Source organism: Gallibacterium sp. ZY190522, assembly GCF_054166015.1.
This window is the reverse complement of record NZ_CM135118.1, coordinates 1,567,776-1,591,370: the sequence shown is the minus strand read 5'-3', so window position 1 is coordinate 1,591,370 and position 23,595 is coordinate 1,567,776. Positions and strand designations below refer to the sequence as shown.

General features: G+C 37.6%; 24 protein-coding genes. 16 read left to right on the top strand and 8 right to left on the bottom strand.

Annotation, left to right across the window (positions count from 1 at the left end; translation table 11 throughout):
* Positions 1–212: 212 nt before the first annotated feature.
* On the top strand, positions 213–1,580 hold the full coding sequence (locus ACXPAV_RS07725; RefSeq protein WP_039148267.1) for a diaminobutyrate--2-oxoglutarate transaminase: 1,368 nt from the start codon (positions 213–215) through the stop codon (positions 1,578–1,580).
* A 16-nt stretch (positions 1,581–1,596) separates the two neighbouring features.
* Positions 1,597–3,129: a pyridoxal phosphate-dependent decarboxylase family protein gene (locus ACXPAV_RS07720; RefSeq protein WP_458003152.1), complete on the top strand. Its 1,533-nt coding sequence runs from the start codon at positions 1,597–1,599 to the stop codon at positions 3,127–3,129.
* A gap of 69 nt (positions 3,130–3,198) precedes the next feature.
* Here ACXPAV_RS07720 and ACXPAV_RS07715 read toward each other — a convergent pair whose 3' ends face one another.
* Genes ACXPAV_RS07715 through mobA form a run of 3 tightly spaced genes read right to left on the bottom strand, consistent with a single transcriptional unit; the run spans position 3,199 to position 5,430 of the window.
* The gene (locus ACXPAV_RS07715; protein ID WP_458003151.1) at positions 3,199–4,560 is read right to left on the bottom strand and encodes a DUF711 family protein; all 1,362 of its coding nucleotides are present in this window, start codon (positions 4,558–4,560) and stop codon (positions 3,199–3,201) included.
* Between the two features lie 10 nt (positions 4,561–4,570).
* Positions 4,571–4,843 (bottom strand): ACT domain-containing protein, encoded by a 273-nt coding sequence (locus ACXPAV_RS07710; protein WP_021460760.1) that lies wholly within the window; start codon positions 4,841–4,843, stop codon positions 4,571–4,573.
* Entirely contained in the window at positions 4,840–5,430 is a 591-nt protein-coding gene (gene mobA, locus ACXPAV_RS07705) for a molybdenum cofactor guanylyltransferase MobA (protein ID WP_458003150.1), read from the bottom strand. Before mobA ends, ACXPAV_RS07710 begins: the two co-directional genes overlap by 4 nt.
* A 74-nt stretch (positions 5,431–5,504) precedes the next feature.
* On the opposite strand from mobA, the gene ACXPAV_RS07700 reads away from it, so the two are divergent.
* The 3 genes from ACXPAV_RS07700 (at position 5,505) to ACXPAV_RS07690 (ending at position 6,825) form a co-directional block, all read left to right on the top strand.
* Positions 5,505–5,771: a YihD family protein gene (locus ACXPAV_RS07700; protein ID WP_013746548.1), complete on the top strand. Its 267-nt coding sequence runs from the start codon at positions 5,505–5,507 to the stop codon at positions 5,769–5,771.
* 13 nt (positions 5,772–5,784) lie between these two features.
* Positions 5,785–6,426, top strand: coding sequence for a thiol:disulfide interchange protein DsbA (gene dsbA / locus ACXPAV_RS07695; protein ID WP_039153268.1), 642 nt, complete (start codon positions 5,785–5,787; stop codon positions 6,424–6,426).
* A gap of 69 nt (positions 6,427–6,495) precedes the next feature.
* The gene (locus ACXPAV_RS07690) at positions 6,496–6,825 is read left to right on the top strand and encodes a MaoP family protein (RefSeq protein WP_039172960.1); all 330 of its coding nucleotides are present in this window, start codon (positions 6,496–6,498) and stop codon (positions 6,823–6,825) included.
* Positions 6,826–6,898: 73 nt separating this feature from the next.
* On the opposite strand, the gene nirK is transcribed toward ACXPAV_RS07690, so the two are convergent.
* Positions 6,899–8,005: a copper-containing nitrite reductase gene (gene nirK, locus ACXPAV_RS07685; RefSeq protein ID WP_458003149.1), complete on the bottom strand. Its 1,107-nt coding sequence runs from the start codon at positions 8,003–8,005 to the stop codon at positions 6,899–6,901.
* A 303-nt stretch (positions 8,006–8,308) separates the two neighbouring features.
* Here nirK and pdxA point away from each other — a divergent pair, with 303 nt between their 5' ends.
* From pdxA to ACXPAV_RS07655, 6 genes are all read left to right on the top strand, one after another.
* Positions 8,309–9,307 (top strand): 4-hydroxythreonine-4-phosphate dehydrogenase PdxA, encoded by a 999-nt coding sequence (pdxA, locus tag ACXPAV_RS07680; protein WP_458003148.1) that lies wholly within the window; start codon positions 8,309–8,311, stop codon positions 9,305–9,307.
* Between the two features lie 19 nt (positions 9,308–9,326).
* Positions 9,327–10,322, top strand: coding sequence for a 2-keto-3-deoxygluconate permease (locus ACXPAV_RS07675; protein ID WP_458003147.1), 996 nt, complete (start codon positions 9,327–9,329; stop codon positions 10,320–10,322).
* 2 nt (positions 10,323–10,324) lie between these two features.
* Positions 10,325–11,560, top strand: coding sequence for a four-carbon acid sugar kinase family protein (locus ACXPAV_RS07670; RefSeq protein WP_458003146.1), 1,236 nt, complete (start codon positions 10,325–10,327; stop codon positions 11,558–11,560).
* Between the two features lie 118 nt (positions 11,561–11,678).
* A complete protein-coding gene (locus tag ACXPAV_RS07665) occupies positions 11,679–12,434 on the top strand; it encodes a DeoR/GlpR family DNA-binding transcription regulator (protein WP_039172949.1) in 756 nt (251 codons plus the stop codon).
* Between the two features lie 95 nt (positions 12,435–12,529).
* Complete coding sequence (locus ACXPAV_RS07660) at positions 12,530–12,706, top strand: type II toxin-antitoxin system HicA family toxin (RefSeq protein ID WP_039172947.1); 177 nt, start codon at positions 12,530–12,532, stop codon at positions 12,704–12,706.
* A 41-nt stretch (positions 12,707–12,747) separates the two neighbouring features.
* Positions 12,748–13,164, top strand: a complete 417-nt coding sequence (locus ACXPAV_RS07655) for a type II toxin-antitoxin system HicB family antitoxin (protein WP_065230681.1) — start codon at positions 12,748–12,750, stop codon at positions 13,162–13,164.
* Positions 13,165–13,279: 115 nt separating this feature from the next.
* On the opposite strand, the gene uxaC is transcribed toward ACXPAV_RS07655, so the two are convergent.
* The 3 genes from uxaC to ACXPAV_RS07640 all read right to left on the bottom strand — a co-directional run bounded on the left by uxaC (position 13,280) and on the right by ACXPAV_RS07640 (position 16,583).
* Positions 13,280–14,683, bottom strand: a complete 1,404-nt coding sequence (gene uxaC / locus ACXPAV_RS07650) for a glucuronate isomerase (RefSeq protein WP_039134273.1) — start codon at positions 14,681–14,683, stop codon at positions 13,280–13,282.
* A 1-nt stretch (position 14,684) separates the two neighbouring features.
* Entirely contained in the window at positions 14,685–15,530 is an 846-nt protein-coding gene (locus tag ACXPAV_RS07645; protein WP_039134332.1) for an SDR family oxidoreductase, read from the bottom strand.
* 69 nt (positions 15,531–15,599) lie between these two features.
* Positions 15,600–16,583, bottom strand: a complete 984-nt coding sequence (locus tag ACXPAV_RS07640; RefSeq protein ID WP_458003145.1) for a TRAP transporter substrate-binding protein — start codon at positions 16,581–16,583, stop codon at positions 15,600–15,602.
* A 239-nt stretch (positions 16,584–16,822) separates the two neighbouring features.
* On the opposite strand from ACXPAV_RS07640, the gene ACXPAV_RS07635 reads away from it, so the two are divergent.
* From ACXPAV_RS07635 to uxuA, 5 genes are read left to right on the top strand one after another with little or no spacing between them, the layout of a single operon-like run.
* Positions 16,823–17,308, top strand: a complete 486-nt coding sequence (locus tag ACXPAV_RS07635) for a TRAP transporter small permease (RefSeq protein WP_039134276.1) — start codon at positions 16,823–16,825, stop codon at positions 17,306–17,308.
* A gap of 15 nt (positions 17,309–17,323) precedes the next feature.
* A complete protein-coding gene (locus tag ACXPAV_RS07630) occupies positions 17,324–18,625 on the top strand; it encodes a TRAP transporter large permease (protein ID WP_039086437.1) in 1,302 nt (433 codons plus the stop codon).
* Positions 18,626–18,647: 22 nt separating this feature from the next.
* Positions 18,648–21,032, top strand: a complete 2,385-nt coding sequence (locus tag ACXPAV_RS07625; RefSeq protein ID WP_458003144.1) for a TIM-barrel domain-containing protein — start codon at positions 18,648–18,650, stop codon at positions 21,030–21,032.
* 18 nt (positions 21,033–21,050) lie between these two features.
* A complete protein-coding gene (locus ACXPAV_RS07620; protein WP_039134288.1) occupies positions 21,051–21,812 on the top strand; it encodes an FCD domain-containing protein in 762 nt (253 codons plus the stop codon).
* 35 nt (positions 21,813–21,847) lie between these two features.
* Positions 21,848–23,032, top strand: coding sequence for a mannonate dehydratase (gene uxuA, locus ACXPAV_RS07615; protein WP_458003143.1), 1,185 nt, complete (start codon positions 21,848–21,850; stop codon positions 23,030–23,032).
* 70 nt (positions 23,033–23,102) lie between these two features.
* Here the strand turns inward: uxuA and ACXPAV_RS07610 are convergent, their stop codons facing one another.
* Entirely contained in the window at positions 23,103–23,564 is a 462-nt protein-coding gene (locus ACXPAV_RS07610) for a toxin-activating lysine-acyltransferase (RefSeq protein ID WP_458003142.1), read from the bottom strand.
* Between the last annotated feature and the right edge of the window lie 31 nt (positions 23,565–23,595).

The following is a 23,595-nucleotide window of genomic DNA, read 5'->3' as shown; positions in this document are numbered from 1 at the left end:
TAATCTATGGTGATTTATTTGCAATTCATCTACTCTCCATCAATCATCCTTGAATTGATCCGGAGAAAGCTAAAAAAGCTGAAACGCTTTTTTTAATAAGTAGCGAGTCAAAATGCCCCATGGCATCTGTTTTTTCAGGAACAGAAAGTTTAGGCTTCCCGCAAGGCACCCGACTTATTTTTTTCACCTCTATTAGAAGGTTTAGTTTTATTATGACAATTATCACTCCTGTAAAATCAATCGATAACGCCACTAATGCCTATTATTTGGATCGCCAAAATAAAATGGAATCCAATGTGCGTAGTTACCCAAGAAAATTACCTTTAGCGATTGCGAAAGCATCTGGTTGTTGGGTAACTGATGTGGAAGGGAATGAATATTTAGATTTCTTAGCTGGTGCTGGTACATTGGCACTTGGTCATAATCATCCAGCAATTAAACAAGCCATTTTAGATACCATTGAAAGCGGTTTGCCATTGCATACTTTAGATTTAACTACGCCATTGAAAGACGCTTTCACTGAAGAATTGCTCTCTTTCTTTCCGAAAGATAAATACTGCTTACAGTTTTGTGGCCCATCAGGTGCGGATGCAAACGAAGCGGCGATTAAATTAGCCAAAACCTATACCGGACGCGGTAATGTGATCGCATTTTCAGGTGGCTTCCACGGAATGACTCACGGCGCATTATCGTTAACCGGTAATTTAGGTGCTAAAAATGCGGTACAAAATCTTATGGCTGGTGTGCAATTTATGCCTTATCCGCATTCATATCGTTGCCCATTTGGTATTGGTGGAGAGGCAGGAGCAAAAGCTGTTACCCATTATTTTGAAAACTTTATTGAAGATGTTGAAAGTGGTGTAGTTAAACCAGCAGCGGTTATTTTAGAAGCGATTCAAGGGGAAGGCGGCGTAGTGCCGGCACCAATTGAGTTTTTGCAGAAAGTGCGTGAAGTTACACAAAAACACGGGATTTTAATGATCGTCGATGAAGTTCAAGCCGGCTTCTGCCGTTCCGGTAAGATGTTTGCTTTTGAACACGCCGAGATTGAACCGGATATTGTGGTGATGTCGAAAGCGGTTGGCGGCAGTTTGCCGTTAGCAGTGTTGGCTATTCGCAAGGAATTTGATGCGTGGAAACCGGCAGGTCATACCGGCACTTTCCGTGGTAATCAATTAGCGATGGCGACCGGTTATGCTTCTTTAAAAATTATGCGCGAACAAAATTTAGCAAAAAATGCGCAAGAACGCGGTGACTATCTAAAAGCTGAATTACAAGCATTGGCAAAACAGTATCCTTGTATCGGCGATGTGCGCGGACGCGGTTTAATGATGGGCATTGAAATTGTTGATGAACGCCAGAAAGCCGATCATACCGGCGCATTCCCGGGCGATGCCGATTTAGCGGTGGCTATCCAAAAAGCCTGTTTTGACAATCGTTTGTTGTTGGAACGTGGCGGACGTAACGGTAATGTGGTGCGTGTGCTTTGCCCGATTATCATCAGCCAGCAAGAGTGCGAAGAGATGATCAAACGCTTTACCAAATCATTAGCGGAAGCGTTAGCAGCGGTTCGTGGTTAATTGAGGATAAAAAACAATGTCAATGTTATCTCAACATAAACAGGCACTGTTTTGCCGCGATGAGCAATCTATTCAAGATTATCAGCGTGCAATGAATAAAGCGGTCGAGGCTGTTTGTCAATGGTTGCAGAATGACAAAATGTATACCGGTGGCAGTATCCGCCGGTTACGTTCAACGATTGAATTTGCGCCGACAAAAGAGGGCGCCGGTTTAGAAAATACCTTACAACGATTGGTAACCATTTTCCTCAATCCAAGTTTAAAAGTGCATCATCCGCACTCTTTGGCACATTTACACTGTCCGACAATGGTGTCCAGCCAAATTGCTGAAGTGTTGATTAATGCGACCAATCAATCAATGGACTCTTGGGATCAAAGCCCTGCCGGTTCAATTATGGAAGAGCAGCTAATTAATTGGCTGCGGCAAAAAGTCGGTTATGGCGAAGGCACTGCAGGGGTATTTACTTCCGGCGGAACGCAATCCAATTTGATGGGCGTATTGTTGGCACGAGATGCCTGCATTGCTAAACATTGGCAAAATGAAGATGGCTCGGAGTGGTTAGTGCAGCAAAACGGTCTGCCGCCGGATGCTCTGCAAAAAGTGAAAGTGGTTTGTTCGGAAAATGCGCATTTCTCGGTGCAAAAAAATATGGCAATGATGGGAATGGGATTTCAGTCAGTGGTGACTGTGCCGACCAATGAAAATGCACAAATGGATATTGCGGCATTGGAAAAAACGCTAGCCGAACTTCAAGCGCAAGGCAAACTGGTTGCTTGTGTGGTGGTAACTGCCGGTACAACCGATGCCGGTGCGATTGATGATATTGAAGCGATTCGTGCTATCAGCGATCAATATGGTGCGTGGTTGCATATTGATGCGGCGTGGGGCGGTGCATTATTGTTATCAAAAGATTTCCGCCATTGGTTAAATGGTTTGGAGAAAGCCGATTCGGTGACGTTGGATTTCCATAAACATTTCTTCCAAACAATCTCTTGCGGTGCGTTTTTATTGAAAGATGAACGAAACTTCCGTTTCATTGATTACAAAGCAGATTACCTCAATTCTGAATATGATGAGGAGTATGGCGTACCGAATTTAGTGGCGAAATCGTTGCAGACAACACGCCGTTTTGATGCCTTAAAATTGTGGTTCACAATGGAAGCATTAGGGGAAGATCTTTATGCATCGATGATCGATCACGGCGTGTATTTGGCGCGAGAAATTCGTGATTATATTAATGCTACCGATGATTTGGAAATGTTAGTTGAGCCGCAATTTGCCTCTATTCTGTTCCGTGTTAATCCGCAAGGTTATCCGGCAGAATATGTTGATCTGTTAAATCAGAATGTGGCGGATGAGCTGTTTGCACGCGGTGAAGCCAATATTGGCGTAACAAAAGTGGGTGAACAACAAGCCTTAAAAATGACGACATTAAGTCCGATTGCGACTTTGGATGATGTGAAATCTTTATTAGATCAGGTTTTATCTGAAGCGGCTAGAATTAAGGATGCTATTGTTGCCGGCAATTATGTGCCGCCGATAGCGTAAAACACTAAGCACCATTAGTTGTAAGCAGACAAGAGTAGCAAATCTTTTGTCTGCTTTTCTTTTGTTTAATTAATTTTTCAATGATTGAACCGGTGCCGGAATGCGTCCGCCACGATTAACGAAAATTTCGCAAGATCCCTCTTTAACCGGCATAATTGGTGCATAACCAAGTAAACCACCGAACTCAACCATCTCACCGACATCTTTGCCCGGAACAGGAATAATACGCACAGCGGTGGTTTTACTGTTAATCATCCCGATTGCTGCTTCATCAGCAATAATGCCGGAAATGGTACTGGCGGAAGTGGAGCCGGGAACGGCGATCATATCCAAGCCGACAGAGCAAACAGCCGTCATTGCTTCTAATTTATCCAATGTTAAAGCGCCTTGTTTAGCAGCAGCAATCATTCCTTCATCTTCGGAAACAGGGATAAAAGCACCGCTTAAACCACCGACAGAACTGCTCGCCATCATTCCACCTTTTTTCACTGCATCATTAAGTAACGCTAACGCAGCAGTTGTACCGTGTGTTCCGCAGACACTTAGCCCCATTTGCTCTAAGATACGAGCAACACTATCTCCAATTGCAGGAGTTGGTGCCAGTGAGAGATCTAAAATGCCAAACGGAATGCCTAAACGTTTACTTGCTTCTTGCCCCATCAGCTCCCCTACTCGAGTAATTTTGAAAGCTGTTTTTTTCACCACTTCTGCTACTTCAGTTAAGGTTACCGCTTGGCTATTTTCTAGAGCAGCTTTTACCACACCGGGACCTGATACTCCTACATTAATCACCGCATCACCCTCACCGGCACCGTGGAAAGCACCAGCCATAAAAGGATTATCTTCCACCGCATTACAGAAAATCACTACTTTGGCACAACCGAAACCTTCTGGCGTGATTTCAGAGGTCTGTTTAACCATTTCGCCAACCAATTTAACTGCATCCATATTAATGCCGGCTTTGGTTGAACCGATGTTGACCGAACTACAAACAATATCAGTGGTTTTCATTGCTTGCGGAATAGAGCGGATTAACACTTCATCAGAAGGACTCATCCCTTTATGCACCAAGGCGGAAAAACCGCCGATAAAAGATACACCGATAGCTTTGGCGGCACGATCCAAAGTCTGTGCAATTGAAACATAAGAATTTGCTTTAGTAGCTGCAGCAATCTGTGCAATAGGTGTGACGGAAATGCGTTGGTTTACGATAGGAATGCCGTATTTAGCTGAGAGTTCTCGAGCAGTTTGCACCAGATCACCGCCAATACGCACAATTTTGTTATAAATATTTTGATTTAATACATCAATGTTATCACTGATACAATCGTGTAAATCGATACCGATAGTAATGGTGCGGACATCAAAATTTTGATCCGATACCATTCGCAATGTCTCTAGAATTTCATAAGATTGAATACTGTTGCTCATATATCCACCTTTAAATGCGGTACATTGCGTTAAAAATTTCAGTGTTTTGTAGGCGTAAATCTAACCCTAATTTTTGTCCCTCTGTACTGCAATAAGCGGCTAAGGTTTGATAATCTTTTTTACATTCAGTGGTATCAACCAATAAAATCATTGTGAAATAACCATCCATTAATTGTTGGCTGATATTCACAATGTTGATTTGTTGTTCGGCAAGTAATTTTGCAACATCATAGACGATACCGATTCGGTCTTTGCCGATCACAGTTAATACAGATTGATTCATTTCAAATTCCCTCTTTGGTGATAAAAAGCTAGTTGTTCAAGTGAGTTTATGTTTGCAAAACAGGATTTTTGTGCGGAAAAATCAGCAGTTTCATAATTATGTTGTTGAAAAAATTGTAATACACGCCGATTTCCCTGTTGCAAATAACTCTTTAGATCGGCACTTAAAGTTCGTTTTAACAGACAACAGGTAGGGTGTTCACGTTCACCATCAGAAACATAAACAACCTCCGTGTTCTCACGGCGTTTATTCAACAAACGAGTTACTAAATTTACAGGTAAAAAAGGCGTATCACAAGGCACAAATATCACCCAATCGTGTTTAGCTGTCTGTAATCCGCTAAACATTCCGCTTAACGGCCCAAGAAAGCCTTCAATATGATCTGAAATCACAGGCAATCCGCTTTCGGTATATTGTGATAATGAACGATTGGCACTGATGATCACTTCATCGACTTGCGTTGCAATTGCTTGATAAACCCATTGATATAATGGTTTTCCTTGTAATCGCTGTAAGCCTTTATCAACACCGTTCATTCGCCGAGCTTGCCCACCACACAAAATAACTGCACTAATCTGTTCCTGCATTGTAATCTCTTTTTGGCAATTAAAAAATTAAGTGGTATTATCGCACACCAACTAAAAACTGTGAGGAAAATCCGATGAAATGTCATCGTTTAAATGAAGTTTTAGAACTATTGCAACCTTATTGGTCAAAAGATCCGGATTTGAATTTAATGCAAATTTTGCAAAAAATTGCTAAAGAAGCTGGTTTTGATGGCGAATTAAGCGAGTTAAGTGATGAGGTTATTATTTATCATCTGAAAATGGCGGATAAAGATAAAAATGAACCGATTCCGGGAATTAAAAAAGATTACGAAGAAGATTTTAAAACGGCGTTATTAAAGGCGCGAGGAATTATTAAATAGGAGTTTAACAACGATGAAAAAATTGTTATTGGCAATCGTAACCTTGTTTTTTGCGGTGAATGTGTCACCGGCAGTGGCGGCGGAAAATTTTACTGAAGGAAAGGATTACACTTCGCTTGGCTTTAAACCGCATCCTGATGGTGGTGTGATTGAGTTTTTCTCCTTTTATTGTCCTCATTGTTATGATTATGAAATGAAATTCCATATTCCGGAAAAAATTAAACAATCTTTGCCGAAAAATGTTGAATTTAAACAATATCACGTTAATTTCTTAGGTGCTCAATCAGAAAATCTAACTCGAGCTTGGGCGTTAGCAATGGCGATTGGTGCTGAAGATAAAGTGCGTGCGCCTTTATTTGAAGCAGCTCAGAAAAACAGCCTATCTTCAATGGACGATATTCGTCAAATCTTTATTGATAACGGTATTGATGCTAAAGAGTTCGATGGTGCAATTAATAGTTTTGCTGTTAATGCATTAGTATCCGCACAAGAAATGGCAGCAGAGAAATTTAAAGTTCGTGGCGTGCCGGATTTCTATATCAACGGGAATTACCATATCGAAACCGGCAATGACAGCGGTTTCTCAAAAGTGCAGACGATTGAAGAGTTTATTCAGCGTTATGTCGATTTAACCCAATATCTTTTGAAAAAATAATTGACTTACGGCGAAAAGTTGCTTAAATGCGATTTTTCGCTTTTTGATTAAAATGAAGGAATTTTAACTATGTCTGAAAGTTTTAGCGTTACTCGCCGTTTCTTTGATGATAAAAATTATCCGCGTGGTTTTGCTCGACACGGAGATTATACTATTCGTGAATCTCAAGCGTTAGAAAATCACGGTTTAGCTTTTCTTGAGCTAGAAAATGGTAATCGTGAACCGGTTACTGAAGAAGAAAAACAATTTGTGGCTTTTTGCCGTGGTGAACGTCCGGCAGAAACTTTTTTTGAAAAAACTTGGGAAAAATATCGTGCGCGTATTTCTCGCACAAAACGTGTTTATACCTTATCGGGCGTATTGGCAAACGATGCGGTTGATGATTACAACGCAGATTAATTTCAAAGCTAGTGAATGGTAAAAAACGAAACGGCAACATAAGTTGCCGTTTTTTATTGTTTGAAATTTCTTGTTAATGTTGGAACCCTGTTGAAACATCTGCGTCAGGGTTGCGTTTTTGATAAGATTCATCTTTTAGTTTTCCACTGAATATTTTAGGGTTTTCATCGCCTGTTATTATTAGTGTTCCTTTTGCACCTATCTCTGTACGAAAAATAGCGTGATCTACAAAAGTATATTGACCCGGCACTGGAATAGTTGTTTCTGCAATCATTGCCCCTCCAGCCGGAATTAGGGTAGTTTGTACATTATGATTTTTTAATGAACCGGCTTCGACATATACCGTATCAAAAGTTTTCCCAATCAAATGAAAAGATGACACTTTGTTTGGACCAGCATTACCAACATAAAAACGTAATTTTTCACCAACTTTGGCTTTCAAAGCATTATCTCCCATCATTGAGGCAAAATGACCATTAAATACGACATAATCTGGTAGTTCATAACTTGCTTTTTGTGAACTGAAAACTTGTAATCCCTCTTCGCCAAACCCACCACTGGTATAAAATTCGTTTTGTACAATGTAAAACTCTTTATCAACCGGCGGCAATCCCGCTTTCGGCTCCACCAGCATTAGCCCGAACATTCCTTTACCAATATGTGTCGGTGCGCCGGGCATTGCGGCACAATGGTAAAGATAAAGTCCGGGAGAGAGTGCTTTGAAGCGATAGATACTGGTGTGCCCCGGCAATGTATTACTCGCCATTGCCGTTCCGTCAGGTGCTGCTGAAGAGTGGAAATCAATGCTGTGCGGTAGTTTTGAGTTAATCGGATTGGATAAATGCACTTCCACCGTATCGCCCTCACGCACACGAATAAACGGCGCCGGCGTAGAACCGTTATAAGTCCAATATTTAAATTGCACTTTCGGCATAATTTCCATAATTTTTTCTAACGCTTCTAATTTCACAATTACACGAGCCGGATAATCACGTTTAATGGGTGCCGGCACATTTGGCGCAACAGTCAATTCCGCATCAATAACCGGAAGAGATGAAACTTCGTCTTGACCATTTTGCTCCACCTTATGCGGCGCATCTGTAGATTGTGCGGCAACAGATAAGCTCAAATTCCCGATTAAAAATGCAGAAAGTAGTAAGTTTAGAGTTGTTTTTTTCATAGTTTCAAATGGTATAAGGAGAATATCAATCGAACTATTCTAGTGAATGAAATAGATTTTTCCAATAATCATAAAGATTTATTAGTTCAACCTATTTTTAATAGATCATTTATCGCATCATCACATCTAACCTATAAAATGATTAAATAAAATCTTTTTGATTTAATTTAATCATTTTATGATCTTGTTCACAGTTTTTACAGCTTATTTTGCATATAATTCCAACGAAATTTAGGAGGTATGAGGAGTGCTATGTGATTTCCTTATATTTTTGTGATTAAATTTAATCAATAGGAGTGTTAAATGAAACCAGTTTTAGGAATAACAATGGGGGATGCTGCAGGGATTGGGGCTGAAATTATTGTTAAATCTCTGGCGGATAAACATCTTTATGAAATTGCTCAACCCGTTGTCATTGGCGATAAGAAAATGATGCAACGAGCATTGGATTTATTGCAATCACCGTTAAAGATAAATGTTGTAACAAATTTAGATAATTTAAATACGAAATATGGAACTATCGATTTAGTCGATTTGGACAATGTGCCGTCGGATTTACCTTATTCTCAAGTAGATCCTCGAGCGGGTAAGGCGGCGTATGAATATGTGGAAAAGGCAGTTCAATACGCTATGGCGAATAAAGTTCAAGCGGTGGTGACAGCACCTTTGAATAAGGAAGCGTTACACGCCGGTGGGAAAATGTTTCCGGGTCATACTGAAATTTTGGCGCAATTAAGCGGCACAAAAGATTATTCAATGATGTTAGTGAGTGAAAAACTTCGTGTTATTCACGTGACAACGCACGTTCAGCTTCGTAAAGCCTGTGATTTAGTGAAAAAAGAACGGGTATTGACAGTCATTAAATTAGCAGATGAAAACGCAAAAATGCTTGGTTTTAAACAACCAAGAGTTGCAGTAGCGGGATTAAATCCGCATTCAGGCGAAAACGGAATGTTCGGTGATGAAGATAGTAAAGAAATCGTACCGGCTGTTGAGGCGGCAAAACAGTTAGGAATTAATGTCAGTGGCCCGATCCCACCGGACACTGTGTTTCATCGTGCTGCCAATTTAAATGAATTCGATATTGTGGTGGTGATGTATCACGACCAAGGTCATATTCCAATTAAATTGTTGGGATTTGATACCGGTGTAAACGTTACTGTCGGTCTACCGTTTATTCGTACTTCTGTCGATCACGGTACGGCATTCCCGATTGCAGGTAAAGGGATCGCGGACAGTAAGAGTATGACTGAATCACTTTATCTTGCCGCTCAAATGGCACAGATAAAATTTGGAAATTAAGTTTAATTAGGAGCGAATTATGTCTACACAACAAGCTACCAAATCTATTATTCCTCTGTATGATGGAATGAATAAAATACCAGGTGGAGCAATGGTTATTCCTTTAATCTTAGGCTCTGTTATAGGTACATTTTTTCCTGAATTTTTAGGGTTAGGCTCGTTTACAACGGCATTATTTAAATCTTCTGCAGGACCATTGATCGCATTATTAATTTTTTCTACAGGGATGCAAATTACTTTAAAAAGTTCTGGTCCAGTGCTTGCTCATACAGGTGTAATTCTTTTCTTTAAAACCATTTTGCCAGCAGCATTAGTAACTGCTTTTGGCTTTTTTGTCGGTAATGATGGCGTATTAGGAATTTCATTACTCGCTATGTTAACAGTAGTTGCTAATTCTAATGGTGGTATTTGGTTGGCATTTACAGGTAAATATGGCGATTATCGTGATAGAGGAGCATATATTGCTTCAGCAGTGAATGATGGACCATTTTTCGTATTATTGTTTTTAGGTGCATCAGGCTTAGCGGATATTCCCTTATCACTAATGTTAGCTGCTGTTATTCCTTTAATTATCGGTATGGTAATAGGAAATTTAGATCCTAAATGGACAGATCTTATGAAACCAACAGGCGCAATAGTTATCCCATTTTTCGCTTTTGCTTTGGGAACAGGTATTAATTTACACGCGATTGTTACAGGTGGGGCGACAGGCGTTATTTTAGGGGTTATATCATCCGTATTAACCGGATTCTTAGTATTCATTGGATATAAGACAATTTTAAGAAGAGGTAATTTATCTGGTATAGGTTTCGCAGCAGGAACAACAGCTGGAAATGCTATTATTACACCGGAAATTGTAGCTCAAGCTGATCCAACTTTTGCACCATTTGTACAAACTGCAACAGCTCAAATTGCAGCAGCTGTTTTAGTATCAGCCATTGTTGCTCCTTTGCTTGCTGCTTGGGTGTTGAAAAAACAAAGTGGTTTAGCGAATGAATCAAAAGGAGAAATTTAAAAATGAGTCAAAATTGTTTATTAGTTGTTGCTGATGATCTTACAGGGGCTAATGATACGGGGGTAATGTTTGCAGAAAAAGGTTATTCGACTATTTTAAAGATAAATAGGCAATTATTAAATCAAACAAATTTTTCTCAAGCAGATGTATTTACAGTTTCTACAGATTCAAGGGCATCACGACAAAAAGCAGAAGATATAACATTTAAAGTGATTCGCTCTGCTATAGAAAACGGTATTTCTCAACTGTATTTGAAAATAGATTCAACTATGAGGGGATCTGTTCAATATCAGATAGATGGTGCATTAAAAGCGTGGAAAACGCGCTACCCAAATGCAAAAGCAATCATTTGTTCAGCGTATCCGGAAATGGGAAGAACAATAGAAAAAGGCATATTGTATGTTAATGGGATTCCTGTTACAGATACTCCATCTGGAAAAGATGTTATTTGCCCAGTAACCTCTTCAATTATGACGGATCTTTTACCGAATGCAGAGCAAGTTTCATTCAGTACAGAACAAGAATTATTGCAAAAAGTGCAATCTTCCACTTTAGAGCAAATAGTTGTTGATGCAAAAACAGAAAATGATTTAGAAATAATTGCTCATGTTATTGATCACTTAGGTAAGTCAGTGATTCCTGTAGGGTCAGCAGGTTTGGCTAATAAATTAAAACTTCAGACATTACCCTCTTCAAATAATAAGAGAGCTTTAACTAATGGAAGAAGCCTAATCTTGGTAACATCTATCCACGAAACTAGCCAAAATCAAGTGGATGAATATATTGCACACAATGGTGGTGATGCAATAGTTTTTAACCCATCTCCGTCGCAATTACTCAATCATAAAATTTCGGCAAAAGCATTAAGAGAACAATTAAATGCATTAATTACCTCTAGTGAATCTGATGTCATCATTAGAGCTAATCCAACAAAGGTTGTTAATGCAGAAAACGATATAAATATGATCGCTAGAACGCTTGCAAAAGATTTGGCTGAATTAAGTTTATATTGTTTAAATCATAAACATTTTGATCATTTAATTTTATTTGGTGGTGACGGGGCAGCTACACTTTTGGAACAAATGAATGTAACAGAGATGAAATTGCTTTATTCGATTGTTCCAGGAGTGCCGGTCTGCCAGATTCAAAATAGTCAATATGAAAATTTAACTGTAATGACAAAATCAGGAGGTTTCGGAAATAATCATTTATTAAGTGATATTATGAAATTGAATTAACATTAATGTATTGCCGACTATTTGAGAAAAACAAAAATTTAGTGAATAATTAATATATTCTTAAACGTTTCAACACGCATTGTCTTTAATGCGTGTTTTCTCATACTTAGGGGCGAATATGTCTGCAGACCGTTTAGATCAAATCCTGTTATTTTTAAAAAATCATAATTTGGCAACTGTTGATCAGCTAGTGAAAGCAACAAATGCATCGCCAGCAACAATTCGCCGCGATCTGATTAAACTTAATCAGCAAGGAACGATTATCCGAACTCACGGCGGTGTGAGTCTAAATCAGTTTATTCCATTTCAACCTACCACTAATGAAAAGCAACTGAAGTTTATGGTGGAAAAGGATCGGATTGCAGAATATGTTTCTTCTTTTATCAGTGCAGGAGATTCTATCGTTTTAGATGCAGGAACAACAACGCTGAGCATTGCAAAAAAAATTGCTCATTTACCATTAAGAGTAATTACTACAGATCTTCATATTGCGCTTTTCTTGTCCGAATATAAACAAATTGAATTGATGATTACAGGAGGCTATATCGACAGTTCTAGCCAATCATGCATTGGTAATCACAGCCTTTCTTTATTGAATAATATTTATCCGGATTTAGCTTTTATTAGCTGTAATTCGTGGAGTTTAGAGAGAGGAGTAACTGCTCCAACAGAAGAAAAAGCCGAGTTAAAAAGTGCTTTATTACAGCACGCTAAACGTCGAGTATTAGTTGCTGATAGCAGTAAATATGGCAAGTATTCTTTATTTGGTGTAGCAAAACTATCTGAATTTACTGATATTGTGACGGATGATAATTTAATTAGTTCCATACGTCCTGTTTTATCGAAAGAAAATTTTAAATTAGTGTTGGTGTGAGCAAATAATTTTGCTTTCTTAATTTGTTAATTTTCATTGATCTTGTAAACATTTTTGTTTATTGTTGTTATGTCTTAAAACGAACGGAGGTCTAAGTGAAACAAAGTGAGTTTTTAAGATGGCTGAAAGCACAAGGAGTAGAAGTTAAAGATGGAAGCAATCATATTAAACTCTACTTAAACGGCAAGCAATCCGTGTTACCTCGCCATTCCGGCAAAGAGATAGCAAAAGGAACTGAAATGGCTGTTAAAAAGCAATTAGGTCTAAAATAATAATAGCCCTCTGAAGAGGGCTATCTTTAGAGGAGATTTATATGTTATATCCGGCAATTTTTGAGAAAGAAGAGAGCGGTTTATATTCGGTAACATTTAGAGATATTCCGGAAGCGATTACTTGTGGCGATAACTATGAAGATGCTTTAGTTATGGCAAAAGATGCACTAGTTACTGCAATGGATTTCTATTTTGAAGATAAACGTAGCGTGCCAATGCCGAGCGAGGCAAAAGAGGGCGAAGTATTAATTGAGTTGCCGCCTAGTGTTACAGCTAAGGTGATGTTATTAAATGAAATGATTAAACAAAATATATCAAATGTAGAGTTAGCAAAACGTATTCATGTAAAACCACAAGAGGTTCAACGTATTACTAATTTAAATCATAGTACAAAAATAGATACATTAAATAGAGCATTTCAGGCATTAGGAAAAAGACTTGAAATTTCTGTTTTGTAATGCACTTACTCCCATCGAGGGCTGGAAAAGGATGCTAGAAATAGCGTCCTTTTTCTTTTTTAGTTAATCAGACAGATTTACCGTTAGCTGAATCTGCCTGATTAAGTATTTTTTCTTATTTAAAATAGCGTTTCGCATTATCAAAACAAATGTTTTTGACCATTTGTCCGAGTAAATCGAGATCATTAGGAGCTTCGCCGTTTTCTACCCAATTTCCCATCATTTCACATAAAATTCTGCGGAAATATTCGTGGCGAGTGAAAGAGAGGAAGCTACGGGAATCGGTGAGCATTCCGACAAACTGGCTTAACAGTCCAAGTTGAGCCAGTTGTTGTAGTTGGCGTTGCATTCCGTCTTTTTGATCGTTGAACCACCAGCCTGAGCCGAATTGGATTTTTCCTGCAATGCCTCCTGTTTGGAAGTTACCAATCATACTAGCGATCATTTCGTTATCGCGGGGGTTTAGACAATACAAGATCGTTTTTGGAAGCTGGTTGGTTTGATCCATTAAATCCAACAAATTTGCTAACGGTTCTGCATAAGTGCGATCGCCAATGGAATCAAAACCACTGTCTGCCCCTAATAAACGAAACATTCGCGTATTATTATTGCGTAAAGCTCCAATGTGCATTTGCATCACCCACTGGCGTTCACCATATTCTTTGGCAAGCCAAACTAAAAGTGCGGTGCTAAATTGAGCGATTTTTTCTTCGTCTAATGTTTTACCTTGTAAACGTTGTTGTAAAATTTGATCTAAAACTCGTTCTTCAGGAATTGGGGCAAAACGAACAATTTCCATCCCGTGATCAGCAGATTTACAGCCATTACGATCAAAATGTTCAAGGCGTTTTGATAAGGCTTGTTTCAATGTATCAAAGGAACAGATCTCAATATCACTTACTTCTGAAAGTTGAGAGATATATTTGGAAAATCCATCAAGCTCGATTTTGAATGCTTTATCTGGACGCCAACTTGGCACAACTTCAATATTAAAGCTAAGATCATTGGCAATTTGTTGATGATATTCAAGGCTGTCAATTGGATCGTCTGTTGTGCCAGACAGCTGAACATTCATCTGCTGCATTATGCCACGTGCTGAAAATTCGGGCTGTTGCAACATTTCATTGCATTGATGCCAAATTTTTTCGGCTGAGTCAGGGTTAAATAAGATTTGAGTAATGCCAAAAGGGCGGCGTAATTCCAAATGCGTCCAATGATAAATCGGGTTACCAAGACAAAGCGGAACGGTTTTCGCCCAAGCGAGGTATTTTTCATAGTTTGACGCATTTCCTGTAATGAGGTTTTCATCAATGCCCGCCGTTCGCATTGCTCGCCATTTGTAATGATCCCCTTCTAACCAAATTTCACTGAGATCGTTAAATTGACGATTTTCCGCAATATCTTTCGGGCTAAGGTGGCAGTGATAATCAAAAATCGGCTGTGGTGCGGCGTATTGATGATAAAGCAATTTTGCTGTTTCACTGGATAATAAAAAATCCTGATCCATAAACGCTTTCATTTTACACCCCACTATATGCAGAGAATCCACCATCAACAGGAATGATGACACCATTAACGAAACTGGAATATTGGCTGTCGATCAAAAATAATAATGCCCCTAATAATTCTTCTGGTTCACCAAAACGTGCCATTGGGGTGTTGGTGAGAATTTTATTGGCTCGGGCGGTTGGATTGCCATTTTCATCAAATAATAATGCCCTATTTTGGTTGCTGACAAGAAAGCCTGGGGCGATGGCGTTACAGCGAATCCCCACTTTTGAGAAATAGACGGCAAGCCATTGAGTGAAGTTGCTGATTGCCGCTTTGGCTCCCGAGTAAGCAGGGATTTTAGTGAGCGGCGTAAAGGCGTTCATACTGGAAATATTGACGATATTTGCTCCTGCTTTCCCCATCATATCTTTGGCGAAAACTTGGGTTGGCAATAATGTGCCTAAGTAGTTGAGATTAAATACAAATTCGATGCCTGATTTGTCCAAATCAAAGAAAGTTTTAGTATGTTCCGGTAAATCCAGTTGATGAAATTCGTTATCGGTTGTTGCTTTAGGATTATTACCACCAGCACCATTAATTAAAATGTCACAAGTGCCGAAATCTTCTGCAATAATATTACGTGTTTGTTGAATACTTTCTAAATCAAGTACATTGGTTTTATAAGCTTTTGCGATTCCACCTTGTTGGGTGATTTCATTAGCTACTTTATTTGCCGCTTCTAAATTGATATCAAGTAATGCAATTTTTGCTTGAGTTTTTGCTAATTCTTTTGCCAAAAAGGCGCAAAGCACACCGCCAGCTCCGGAAATGACAATTACTTTGTCTTTGAAATTATGGTTTTTGGATATCTCTATCATAATATAATACCTCTTAAAATCTTAAGCGACACACTATTGGTATTAGAATGTCGCTATCTATTTGATTTATTTACCTAATTCTTCAATGTGCTCGATATAGCCTTTTAATACAGGATTTTGTTTGGCTGTATCGTGCATACTTTTAACTGCGTCAATAAATGGTTGTTTATCTACTTCAATAAATTGCACATTTAATTGTGTTTTTGCTTTTTCAACCTCTTCAGCAATCATTTTGGTCCAGAGATCTTTGTGATACATCATAGAGTCATTGGCTGCTTTTTTAAGGGCGGCTTGTTGTTCTGGAGTAAGTTTATTCCAAGATTTAGTACTGATTAATAAAACATCTGGAATCATAGTGTGTTGATCTTCACTAAAGAATTTTGCAACTTCACCGTGACGAGCGAGAGTTAATGCTGTTTCATTATTTTCAGCACCATCAACAACTTTTTGCTGTAATGCGGTATAGAGTTCACCGTAGGCGAGAGGAGTTGGTGAGGCTCCCATTAATTTGATCATTTCAACTGCTGTTGGGCTTGGTTGTACACGAATTTTTAGACCTTTAAGATCGGCAGGTGTTTTAATTGGTTTATTCGCATAAAAACTTCTTGCACCACCATCATAATAAGTAAGACCAATGAATCCTTTGTCTTTAGAAGATTCAAGAATTTTTTGCCCAACATCTTTATCGACTAAGGCTTTATAATAGTGTTCTCTGTTTTTGAATAAATATGGTAAGTTGAATGCACCGTATTCTGCTTCAAAGGCTTCCATTTCACTAGCATTTGATTTTGCCATATCTAATGAGCCTGATTGTAATAACTCCATTGATTCTCTCTGTGTGCCGAGTTGGCTATTTGGATAGATGCGAATAATGACTTCACCGTTAGTCAGTGTCTTTACTTCATCAGCCATATATTGCATAGAAATATGTACAGGATGGGTTTTGTCGTTGTTATGGCTAAGTTTCAATACGGTTTTAGCTTGAACTGAAAAGGCAACACCCATTGATAAAAGCGTTGTTAAAGCGGTAGAAAGAATAGTTTTTTTCATAAAAGTTACTCCTGCCAGTTAGCAAAATAAAAAGATGAAAGGTTAAAGAGGTGAACCAATCATATCCTTTACAACGATGTTAAATGCGTTGTTGGCTTAAATATAATCATATTGAAAAAGAGTTCAATCCAATTTTTCTAAATTGGTGAACCAGATCACAAAATTTAAATCTTCTTGTTGATTTTTTTCTTATTTTGAACAGAATTGGAATACCAATTTGAAAAGGGGAGATAATTGGTATGGAAAAGTTCATTAATTTAATTAATAAAATCCTTTCAACAATGTGTGTCATTTTGTGTTCAGTATTGGTGTGCTGCGTGGTATGGCAGGTTTTTTCTCGTTATATCCTTAATACGCCTAGTACCTACACTGATGAAATGGCGCGTTTTTTGTTTATTTGGGTTGGTCTTATCGGTGCAGCTTATGCATTAGGGAAAAAGAAACATTTAGCGATTGATTTATTAGCCACGAAATTGGAAGCAGATCCTAAAAAACAGTGTTTGTTAAATCTATTTATTAATCTTGTTGGAATCGCCTTTTCTACCATTATTATGTGTTACGGTGGATTTAAATTGGTACAGGATACAATAGTTCACGGTCAGATCTCACCAGTACTGGGTATTGAAATGGGCTTGGTATATATGGCTATTCCAATTAGCGGTATTTTTATGCTGATTTATCTAATTCGTGATGTATTGGATAACGTTAAAATGATTTCTCATTAGTTTCGGAGGCATATTATGGAATGGTCTACAGTTATTGTATTAAGTTCTAGCTTTTTCATACTCCTTTTTATAGGAGTTCCTATCTCTTTTTCAATTGGTATTGCATCATTATTAACCATAATGTTGTCATTGCCGTTTGACTCAGCTATTGCTGTTATTTCGCAAAAAATGGCGTCCGGCTTGGATAGTTTTTCTCTTTTAGCAATTCCTTTTTTTATTCTCGCAGGAAATATTATGAACAGAGGTGGAATTGCATTACGCCTTATTGAGTTTGCTAAAGTAATTGGTGGCCGATTACCTGGTTCATTGGCACACGTTAATGTGCTTGCCAATATGATGTTTGGTTCTATTTCAGGCTCTGCGGTGGCTTCTGGGGCGGCAATGGGCGGTATAATGTCGCCATTACAGAAAAAAGAAGGCTATGATCCTGCTTTTTCAACGGCAGTAAATATCGCCTCTTGCCCTACAGGATTATTAATTCCGCCAAGTAATACCTTCATTGTTTATTCATTAATTTCAGGTGGTACCTCCATCGGAGCATTATTCTTGGCTGGATATATTCCAGGGATTTTGATGGGATTATCGATTATGTTGATTATCGGATTTATTGCGAAAAAACGTCATTATCCGGTTTCGCCAAAACCAACTTGCCAAGAGGCTTTGAAAAAAACATTAGATGCTTTACCAAGTCTTGGATTAATTATTGTAATTATGGGCGGTATTATTGGTGGTATTTTTACTGCTACAGAAGCATCTGCGTTTGCTGTTGTATATACCTTAATTTTAGCAATGGTTATTTATAGAGAAGTGAAATTAAAAGAACTTCCACAAATTATTTTAGATTCTGTAGTGACCACAGCGATTGTTTTGTTATTGATTGGAACTTCTATGGGGATGTCTTGGGCAATGGCGAATGCTGATATACCTTATACAATCAGCGATGCTTTATTAGCCGTTTCAGATAATCCAATCATTATTTTACTTATCATCAATATTATTTTGTTGGTTGTTGGAGTATTTATGGATATGACTCCGGCATTACTTATTTTCACACCAATTTTCTTACCTATTGTTACTGAATTAGGAATGGATCCTGTTCATTTCGGTATATTAATGGCATTCAATCTTTCTATCGGTATTTGTACACCGCCAGTAGGTAGTGCATTATTTATTGGTTGCTCAGTAGGTGGCGTAAAAATAAATCAGGTTATTAAACCATTGCTACCTTTTTATTTTGCATTAGTTCTTAGTTTGTTATTAATTACATATATCCCTGATATTAGCCTATTTTTACCGAGAGTTTTATTAGGATATTAATTAAAATTGGGAGAGAAATAAAATGAAAACATTAAAGAATTGGAATTTACAATATCAGCAAAATAATAGAATAGATATTGAATGTGAATATGGTTTTTTTCTGCATATTTTTGTATTAGAAGAAGATATATTTAGAATTGCTTTTGCAAAAGATCATCAATTTAGATTGCCTAATACTTGGGCTATTTCACCGAATCAACCTGATATTGAATGGACGGGACGAGATAAGTGGTCCGTAGATGGATTTAGTTTGCCTCAATATCAGTTGACTAAAGGAGATGAAACGTTAGAAATTTCAACTGAAAAGTTGAAAGTGATTATTCACCATCCATTATGGTTGGAATGGCAATATAAAACAGAATTAGGAAATTGGAAAACAATTGCTAGAGATAGGAAGACAGGTGCATATTTAATGGGAATATCACAGAATAAAACTTCTCATTTTATGCAAAGAAATACTTCAGAATATTATTATGGATTAGGAGAAAAAACAGGAAATTTGAATCGTTATGGTCGTAGATTTGAAATGAGAAATCTTGATGCAATGGGTTATAATGCAGAGAAAACGGATCCTCTTTATAAACATATTCCATTTTATATTACACATAATGAGCAGGGAAGTTATGGAATTTACTATGATAATTTATCAAATTGTTGGTTCGATTTAGGTAATGAGTTGGATAATTATCACGCTTATTATCGTTCTTATCGGGCAGAAGATGGAGACTTGGATTATTATTTTATTTTAGGACCTAAAATTATTGATGTTACTAAAAAATATTGTCGCCTTACTGGTGGAACTATATTTGGACCTAAATGGAGTTTAGGTTATAGCGGTTCGACAATGCATTATACAGATGCTACGGATGCACAAGAACAGTTAAAAAAATTTGTTGATTTATGTAAACAATATAATATTCCTTGTGATTCATTTCAATTATCTTCCGGCTATACTTCTATTAAAGATAAACGTTATGTTTTTAATTGGAATAGGGAAAAAATCCCTCAACCAAAGGAAATGACCAATTATTTCCATCAAGGGGGAATGAATTTAGCGGCTAATATTAAGCCTTGTTTATTGCAAGATCATCCTAAATATCAACAAGCGTGTGAAGAAGGGTTATTTATTAAAGATTCTCAATCTGAAGGTCCGGAAAGATCTATGTTTTGGGATGATGAAGGTTCTCATTTAGATTTTACCAATCCAGCGACAATAAATTGGTGGAAGCAGAATGTAAAAACACAATTATTAGAATATGGTATTGATTCTACGTGGAATGATAATAATGAATTTGAAGTGTGGGATGAACAGGCACGTTGTTATTATTTTGGTAATGAAAAGCCAATAAAATTATTACGCCCATTAATGCCATTATTAATGATGAAAGCTTCTTATGAAGCACAGCTAGAATATAAACCAAATATAAGACCTTATTTAATTTCTCGTTCCGGTTCTCCGGGGATGAACCGTTATGTTCAAACTTGGAGTGGCGATAATAGAACCAGTTGGAATACGTTAAAATATAATATCAGAATGGGCTTAGGAATGAGCCTTTCAGCACTCTACAATGTTGGGCACGATGTTGGTGGTTTTGCAGGAGATAAACCTGATCCAGAATTATTTGTGCGATGGGTTCAAAATGGTGTAATGCACCCTCGTTTTACTATTCATTCTTGGAATGATGATCATACAGTAAATGAGCCTTGGATGTATCCGCAAGTAACAGAAATCATTAGAGCAACTATACGTTTTCGTTATCATTTAATGCCATATCTTTATAATTTGTTATGGATGGCACACAAATATGATGAACCAATACTAAGACCGACTTTTTTAGATCATGAAAGTGATCATAAGACATTTGATGAAACAGATGATTATCTATTAGGACGGGATTTATTGGTGGCTTCTATAGTTGAACCAAATCAGAGAGAAAGAACCGTTTATTTACCTGATAATAACGTAGGTTGGTATGACTTTTGGACGGAACAATGGTATAGCGGTAAACAAACAATCACTGTACCAGCGCCTTTAGAACATATACCTTTATTTATTAAGGCAGGCACAATATTGCCATTGAACCCTTATAGTGGAAGTAATACAAAACAAGATGATTATCGTGAGTTGTTCATTGTTCCTTTTATTGATAAAGGTGAAGTGGAATTGCAAATTTTTGATGATGATGGTGAAAGTTTTGGGTATTTAGAGAATAAATATTTGTTAATAAATTGCCTTATGATTTGTGATGAAAACAGTATTAATCTCAAATTAAAACGTTCAGGTTCTTTTAGCCCTAAATATGACGTGTTACATTTCAGATTACCAAAAAATGAAAGCCGAGTTTTATTTGTTAATGGTAAACAGTGGATTCCGAGTGTATCGGTTTCTTTATCTGAAATTAATTGAATTAACTAGGAAATCATAATGATTACTGAAGATTTGCGTTCTTATAAAAAAATAGGAAATGAATTAAAAAAACAACTATTTAATGGTACTTATCATATTGGTGATAAATTACCTACAGAAAGGGATTTAGCTGAGTTTTTTAATGTTAGCCGTACCGTAATCCGTGAAGCTCTGATTATGTTGGAGATTGAGGGGTTTGTTGAAGTAAGAAAAGGATCTGGAGTTTATCTTATTGATTTGCCCCGTATTGCGGAAAATGACGACTCATTAGAACAAATAGATGTTGGACCATTTGAGTTATTACAAGCTCGTCAACTTTTAGAAAGTAGTATTGCAGAGTTTGCAGCTATTCAAGCAACAAGAGCAGATATTACTAAATTAAAAGAAATCCTATTACGTGAGCGGCAAACTTTAGAACACGGTGATGAAGATTATGTAGCTGATGAAGATTTTCATCGCACTATTGCGGAGATTACTCAAAACGAAGTGATTATTCATATGCAGAAAGTGTTATGGGATTTGCGAACAAATAGCAAAATGTGGCAAGGATTACACGCCCATATACCAAATCAAAATTATCGTTATTTATGGATAAAAGATCACGAGAATATTGTATTTGCTATGCAAAAAAAAGATCCAGTATTAGCTCGTAAAGCAATGTGGCAGCATTTAGAAAATGTAAAACAGAAATTGTTTGAACTTTCTGACGTAGATGATCCAAATTTTGATGGGTATCTATTTAATCTAAGCCCTGTAGTGGTGGGAATTGAAACAAAATAAATATAACGACCAAAAGTACTATTAAGGAGTAAATTATGGAACAAACTTGGCGTTGGTACGGTCCTAACGATCCTGTATCATTAGCGGATATCAGACAAGCTGGAGCAACTGGTGTTGTGACAGCATTACATCATATTCCAAACGGTCAAATTTGGGATATTAATGAAATCAATCAGCGTAAACAGTTAATTGAACAGGCGGGATTGACTTGGTCTGTGGTGGAAAGTGTACCTGTACACGAGGAAATTAAGACCCAGACAGGCAATTATAAACAGTGGATTGAAAATTATAAGCAGACTTTGCGTAATTTAGCACAATGCGGTATTGATACGGTTTGTTACAATTTTATGCCTGTTTTGGATTGGACTCGTACAGATTTGGCATACCAATTGCCAGATGGTTCTAAAGCACTTCGTTTTGATCAAATTGCATTTGCTGCGTTTGAATTATATATATTAAAAAGACCTGGAGCAGAAACAGTTTATACTGAACAGGAACGTCAAGCGGCAAAAGTCTATTATGATAAGATGTCAAAAGAGGAGATTGAGCAACTTACTCGTAATATTATTGCTGGTTTACCAGGGGCGGAAGAAGGCTATACGCTCGATGAATTTCAAGCTCAGTTAGATCGCTATAAGGATATTTCTCCAGAAAAATTTCGCACTCATTTGACTTATTTCTTGCACGAAGTTGTGCCGGTTGCACAGGAAGTTGGCATTAAAATGGCGATTCATCCGGACGATCCTCCACGTCCGATTTTAGGTTTGCCTCGCATTGTATCAACAATAGAAGATATGCAATGGTTTGTGGAAACTGAACCTCTTCAAGCGAACGGTTTTACAATGTGTACCGGTTCTTATGGTGTGCGTTCTGATAATGATCTTGTTAAAATGACGAAACAGTTTGCTGATCGTATTTATTTTGCTCATTTGCGTTCAACTTGTCGTGAAGATAATCCTTTGAGCTTCCACGAAGCTGCTCATTTAGAAGGGGATGTGGATATGTTTAATGTAGTGAAAGCTTTATTAGATGAGGAATATCGCCGTTTGAATAATGGGGAAAAACGTTTAATTCCTATGCGACCAGATCACGGTCATCAAATGTTGGATGATCTGAAAAAGAAAACCAATCCAGGTTATTCTGCGATTGGGCGGTTACGTGGTTTAGCAGAATTTAGAGGATTAGAGTTGGCACTGAAGAAAATTTATTTTCAAAAATAACATTATTTTTTGTTAATATGAAAAAAGACTAATTTGCTAAATGGCAAATTAGTCTTTTGCTATCAAGTAGTTATGAATTTCCCTTCATAAAAGAAGCCTTGATTTCTTGATAAAAAGCTTCTTTCATTCTCCTGCTTTCATTCACATCAACACTTCCGCCCATATGTTCAAATACCTCTGCTTTATTGTTTTTTCGCAAACGTATTGAGCGAGCAAGATAGCTGTTTCCGTGAATTTTCCCCATTAATCGGCGTAATTTAATCGTATCACGAAAACTGAATGGCGCAATGAAGTCAATAAACCATAGTCGCTCTCCACTTTGCCAATCTTGGTAGCGTAATGAGTTAGGATCTAAGATATAGCGTTTTTCAGCTTCCGCACTTAACCACGCCCAACTGGCATAGCCGATAGGTATTCCTTCCTCATTGACCAGTAGTCTACATTGCGCTTTTTCTATTGCAGGAATAATGTAATGTATCGCTGATTCAATTGGCCAGCGACGATGTAGAGCCGAATGGCTCCACAGCCACATTACTTTTCCTAAAGTTGAGAAGTTATCCATA

Excerpts from the sequence above, each read along its gene's own strand:
- ACXPAV_RS07725 (WP_039148267.1), top strand. The coding sequence starts at position 213 with ATGACAATTATCACTCCTGTAAAATCAATCGATAACGCCACTAATGCC.
- ACXPAV_RS07720 (WP_458003152.1), top strand. The coding sequence starts at position 1,597 with ATGTCAATGTTATCTCAACATAAACAGGCACTGTTTTGCCGCGATGAG.
- ACXPAV_RS07715 (WP_458003151.1), bottom strand. The coding sequence starts at position 4,560 with ATGAGCAACAGTATTCAATCTTATGAAATTCTAGAGACATTGCGAATG.
- ACXPAV_RS07710 (WP_021460760.1), bottom strand. The coding sequence starts at position 4,843 with ATGAATCAATCTGTATTAACTGTGATCGGCAAAGACCGAATCGGTATC.
- mobA (WP_458003150.1), bottom strand. The coding sequence starts at position 5,430 with ATGCAGGAACAGATTAGTGCAGTTATTTTGTGTGGTGGGCAAGCTCGG.
- ACXPAV_RS07700 (WP_013746548.1), top strand. The coding sequence starts at position 5,505 with ATGAAATGTCATCGTTTAAATGAAGTTTTAGAACTATTGCAACCTTAT.
- dsbA (WP_039153268.1), top strand. The coding sequence starts at position 5,785 with ATGAAAAAATTGTTATTGGCAATCGTAACCTTGTTTTTTGCGGTGAAT.
- ACXPAV_RS07690 (WP_039172960.1), top strand. The coding sequence starts at position 6,496 with ATGTCTGAAAGTTTTAGCGTTACTCGCCGTTTCTTTGATGATAAAAAT.
- nirK (WP_458003149.1), bottom strand. The coding sequence starts at position 8,005 with ATGAAAAAAACAACTCTAAACTTACTACTTTCTGCATTTTTAATCGGG.
- pdxA (WP_458003148.1), top strand. The coding sequence starts at position 8,309 with ATGAAACCAGTTTTAGGAATAACAATGGGGGATGCTGCAGGGATTGGG.
- ACXPAV_RS07675 (WP_458003147.1), top strand. The coding sequence starts at position 9,327 with ATGTCTACACAACAAGCTACCAAATCTATTATTCCTCTGTATGATGGA.
- ACXPAV_RS07670 (WP_458003146.1), top strand. The coding sequence starts at position 10,325 with ATGAGTCAAAATTGTTTATTAGTTGTTGCTGATGATCTTACAGGGGCT.
- ACXPAV_RS07665 (WP_039172949.1), top strand. The coding sequence starts at position 11,679 with ATGTCTGCAGACCGTTTAGATCAAATCCTGTTATTTTTAAAAAATCAT.
- ACXPAV_RS07655 (WP_065230681.1), top strand. The coding sequence starts at position 12,748 with ATGTTATATCCGGCAATTTTTGAGAAAGAAGAGAGCGGTTTATATTCG.
- uxaC (WP_039134273.1), bottom strand. The coding sequence starts at position 14,683 with ATGAAAGCGTTTATGGATCAGGATTTTTTATTATCCAGTGAAACAGCA.
- ACXPAV_RS07640 (WP_458003145.1), bottom strand. The coding sequence starts at position 16,583 with ATGAAAAAAACTATTCTTTCTACCGCTTTAACAACGCTTTTATCAATG.
- ACXPAV_RS07635 (WP_039134276.1), top strand. The coding sequence starts at position 16,823 with ATGGAAAAGTTCATTAATTTAATTAATAAAATCCTTTCAACAATGTGT.
- ACXPAV_RS07630 (WP_039086437.1), top strand. The coding sequence starts at position 17,324 with ATGGAATGGTCTACAGTTATTGTATTAAGTTCTAGCTTTTTCATACTC.
- ACXPAV_RS07625 (WP_458003144.1), top strand. The coding sequence starts at position 18,648 with ATGAAAACATTAAAGAATTGGAATTTACAATATCAGCAAAATAATAGA.
- ACXPAV_RS07620 (WP_039134288.1), top strand. The coding sequence starts at position 21,051 with ATGATTACTGAAGATTTGCGTTCTTATAAAAAAATAGGAAATGAATTA.
- uxuA (WP_458003143.1), top strand. The coding sequence starts at position 21,848 with ATGGAACAAACTTGGCGTTGGTACGGTCCTAACGATCCTGTATCATTA.
- ACXPAV_RS07610 (WP_458003142.1), bottom strand. The coding sequence starts at position 23,564 with ATGTGGCTGTGGAGCCATTCGGCTCTACATCGTCGCTGGCCAATTGAA.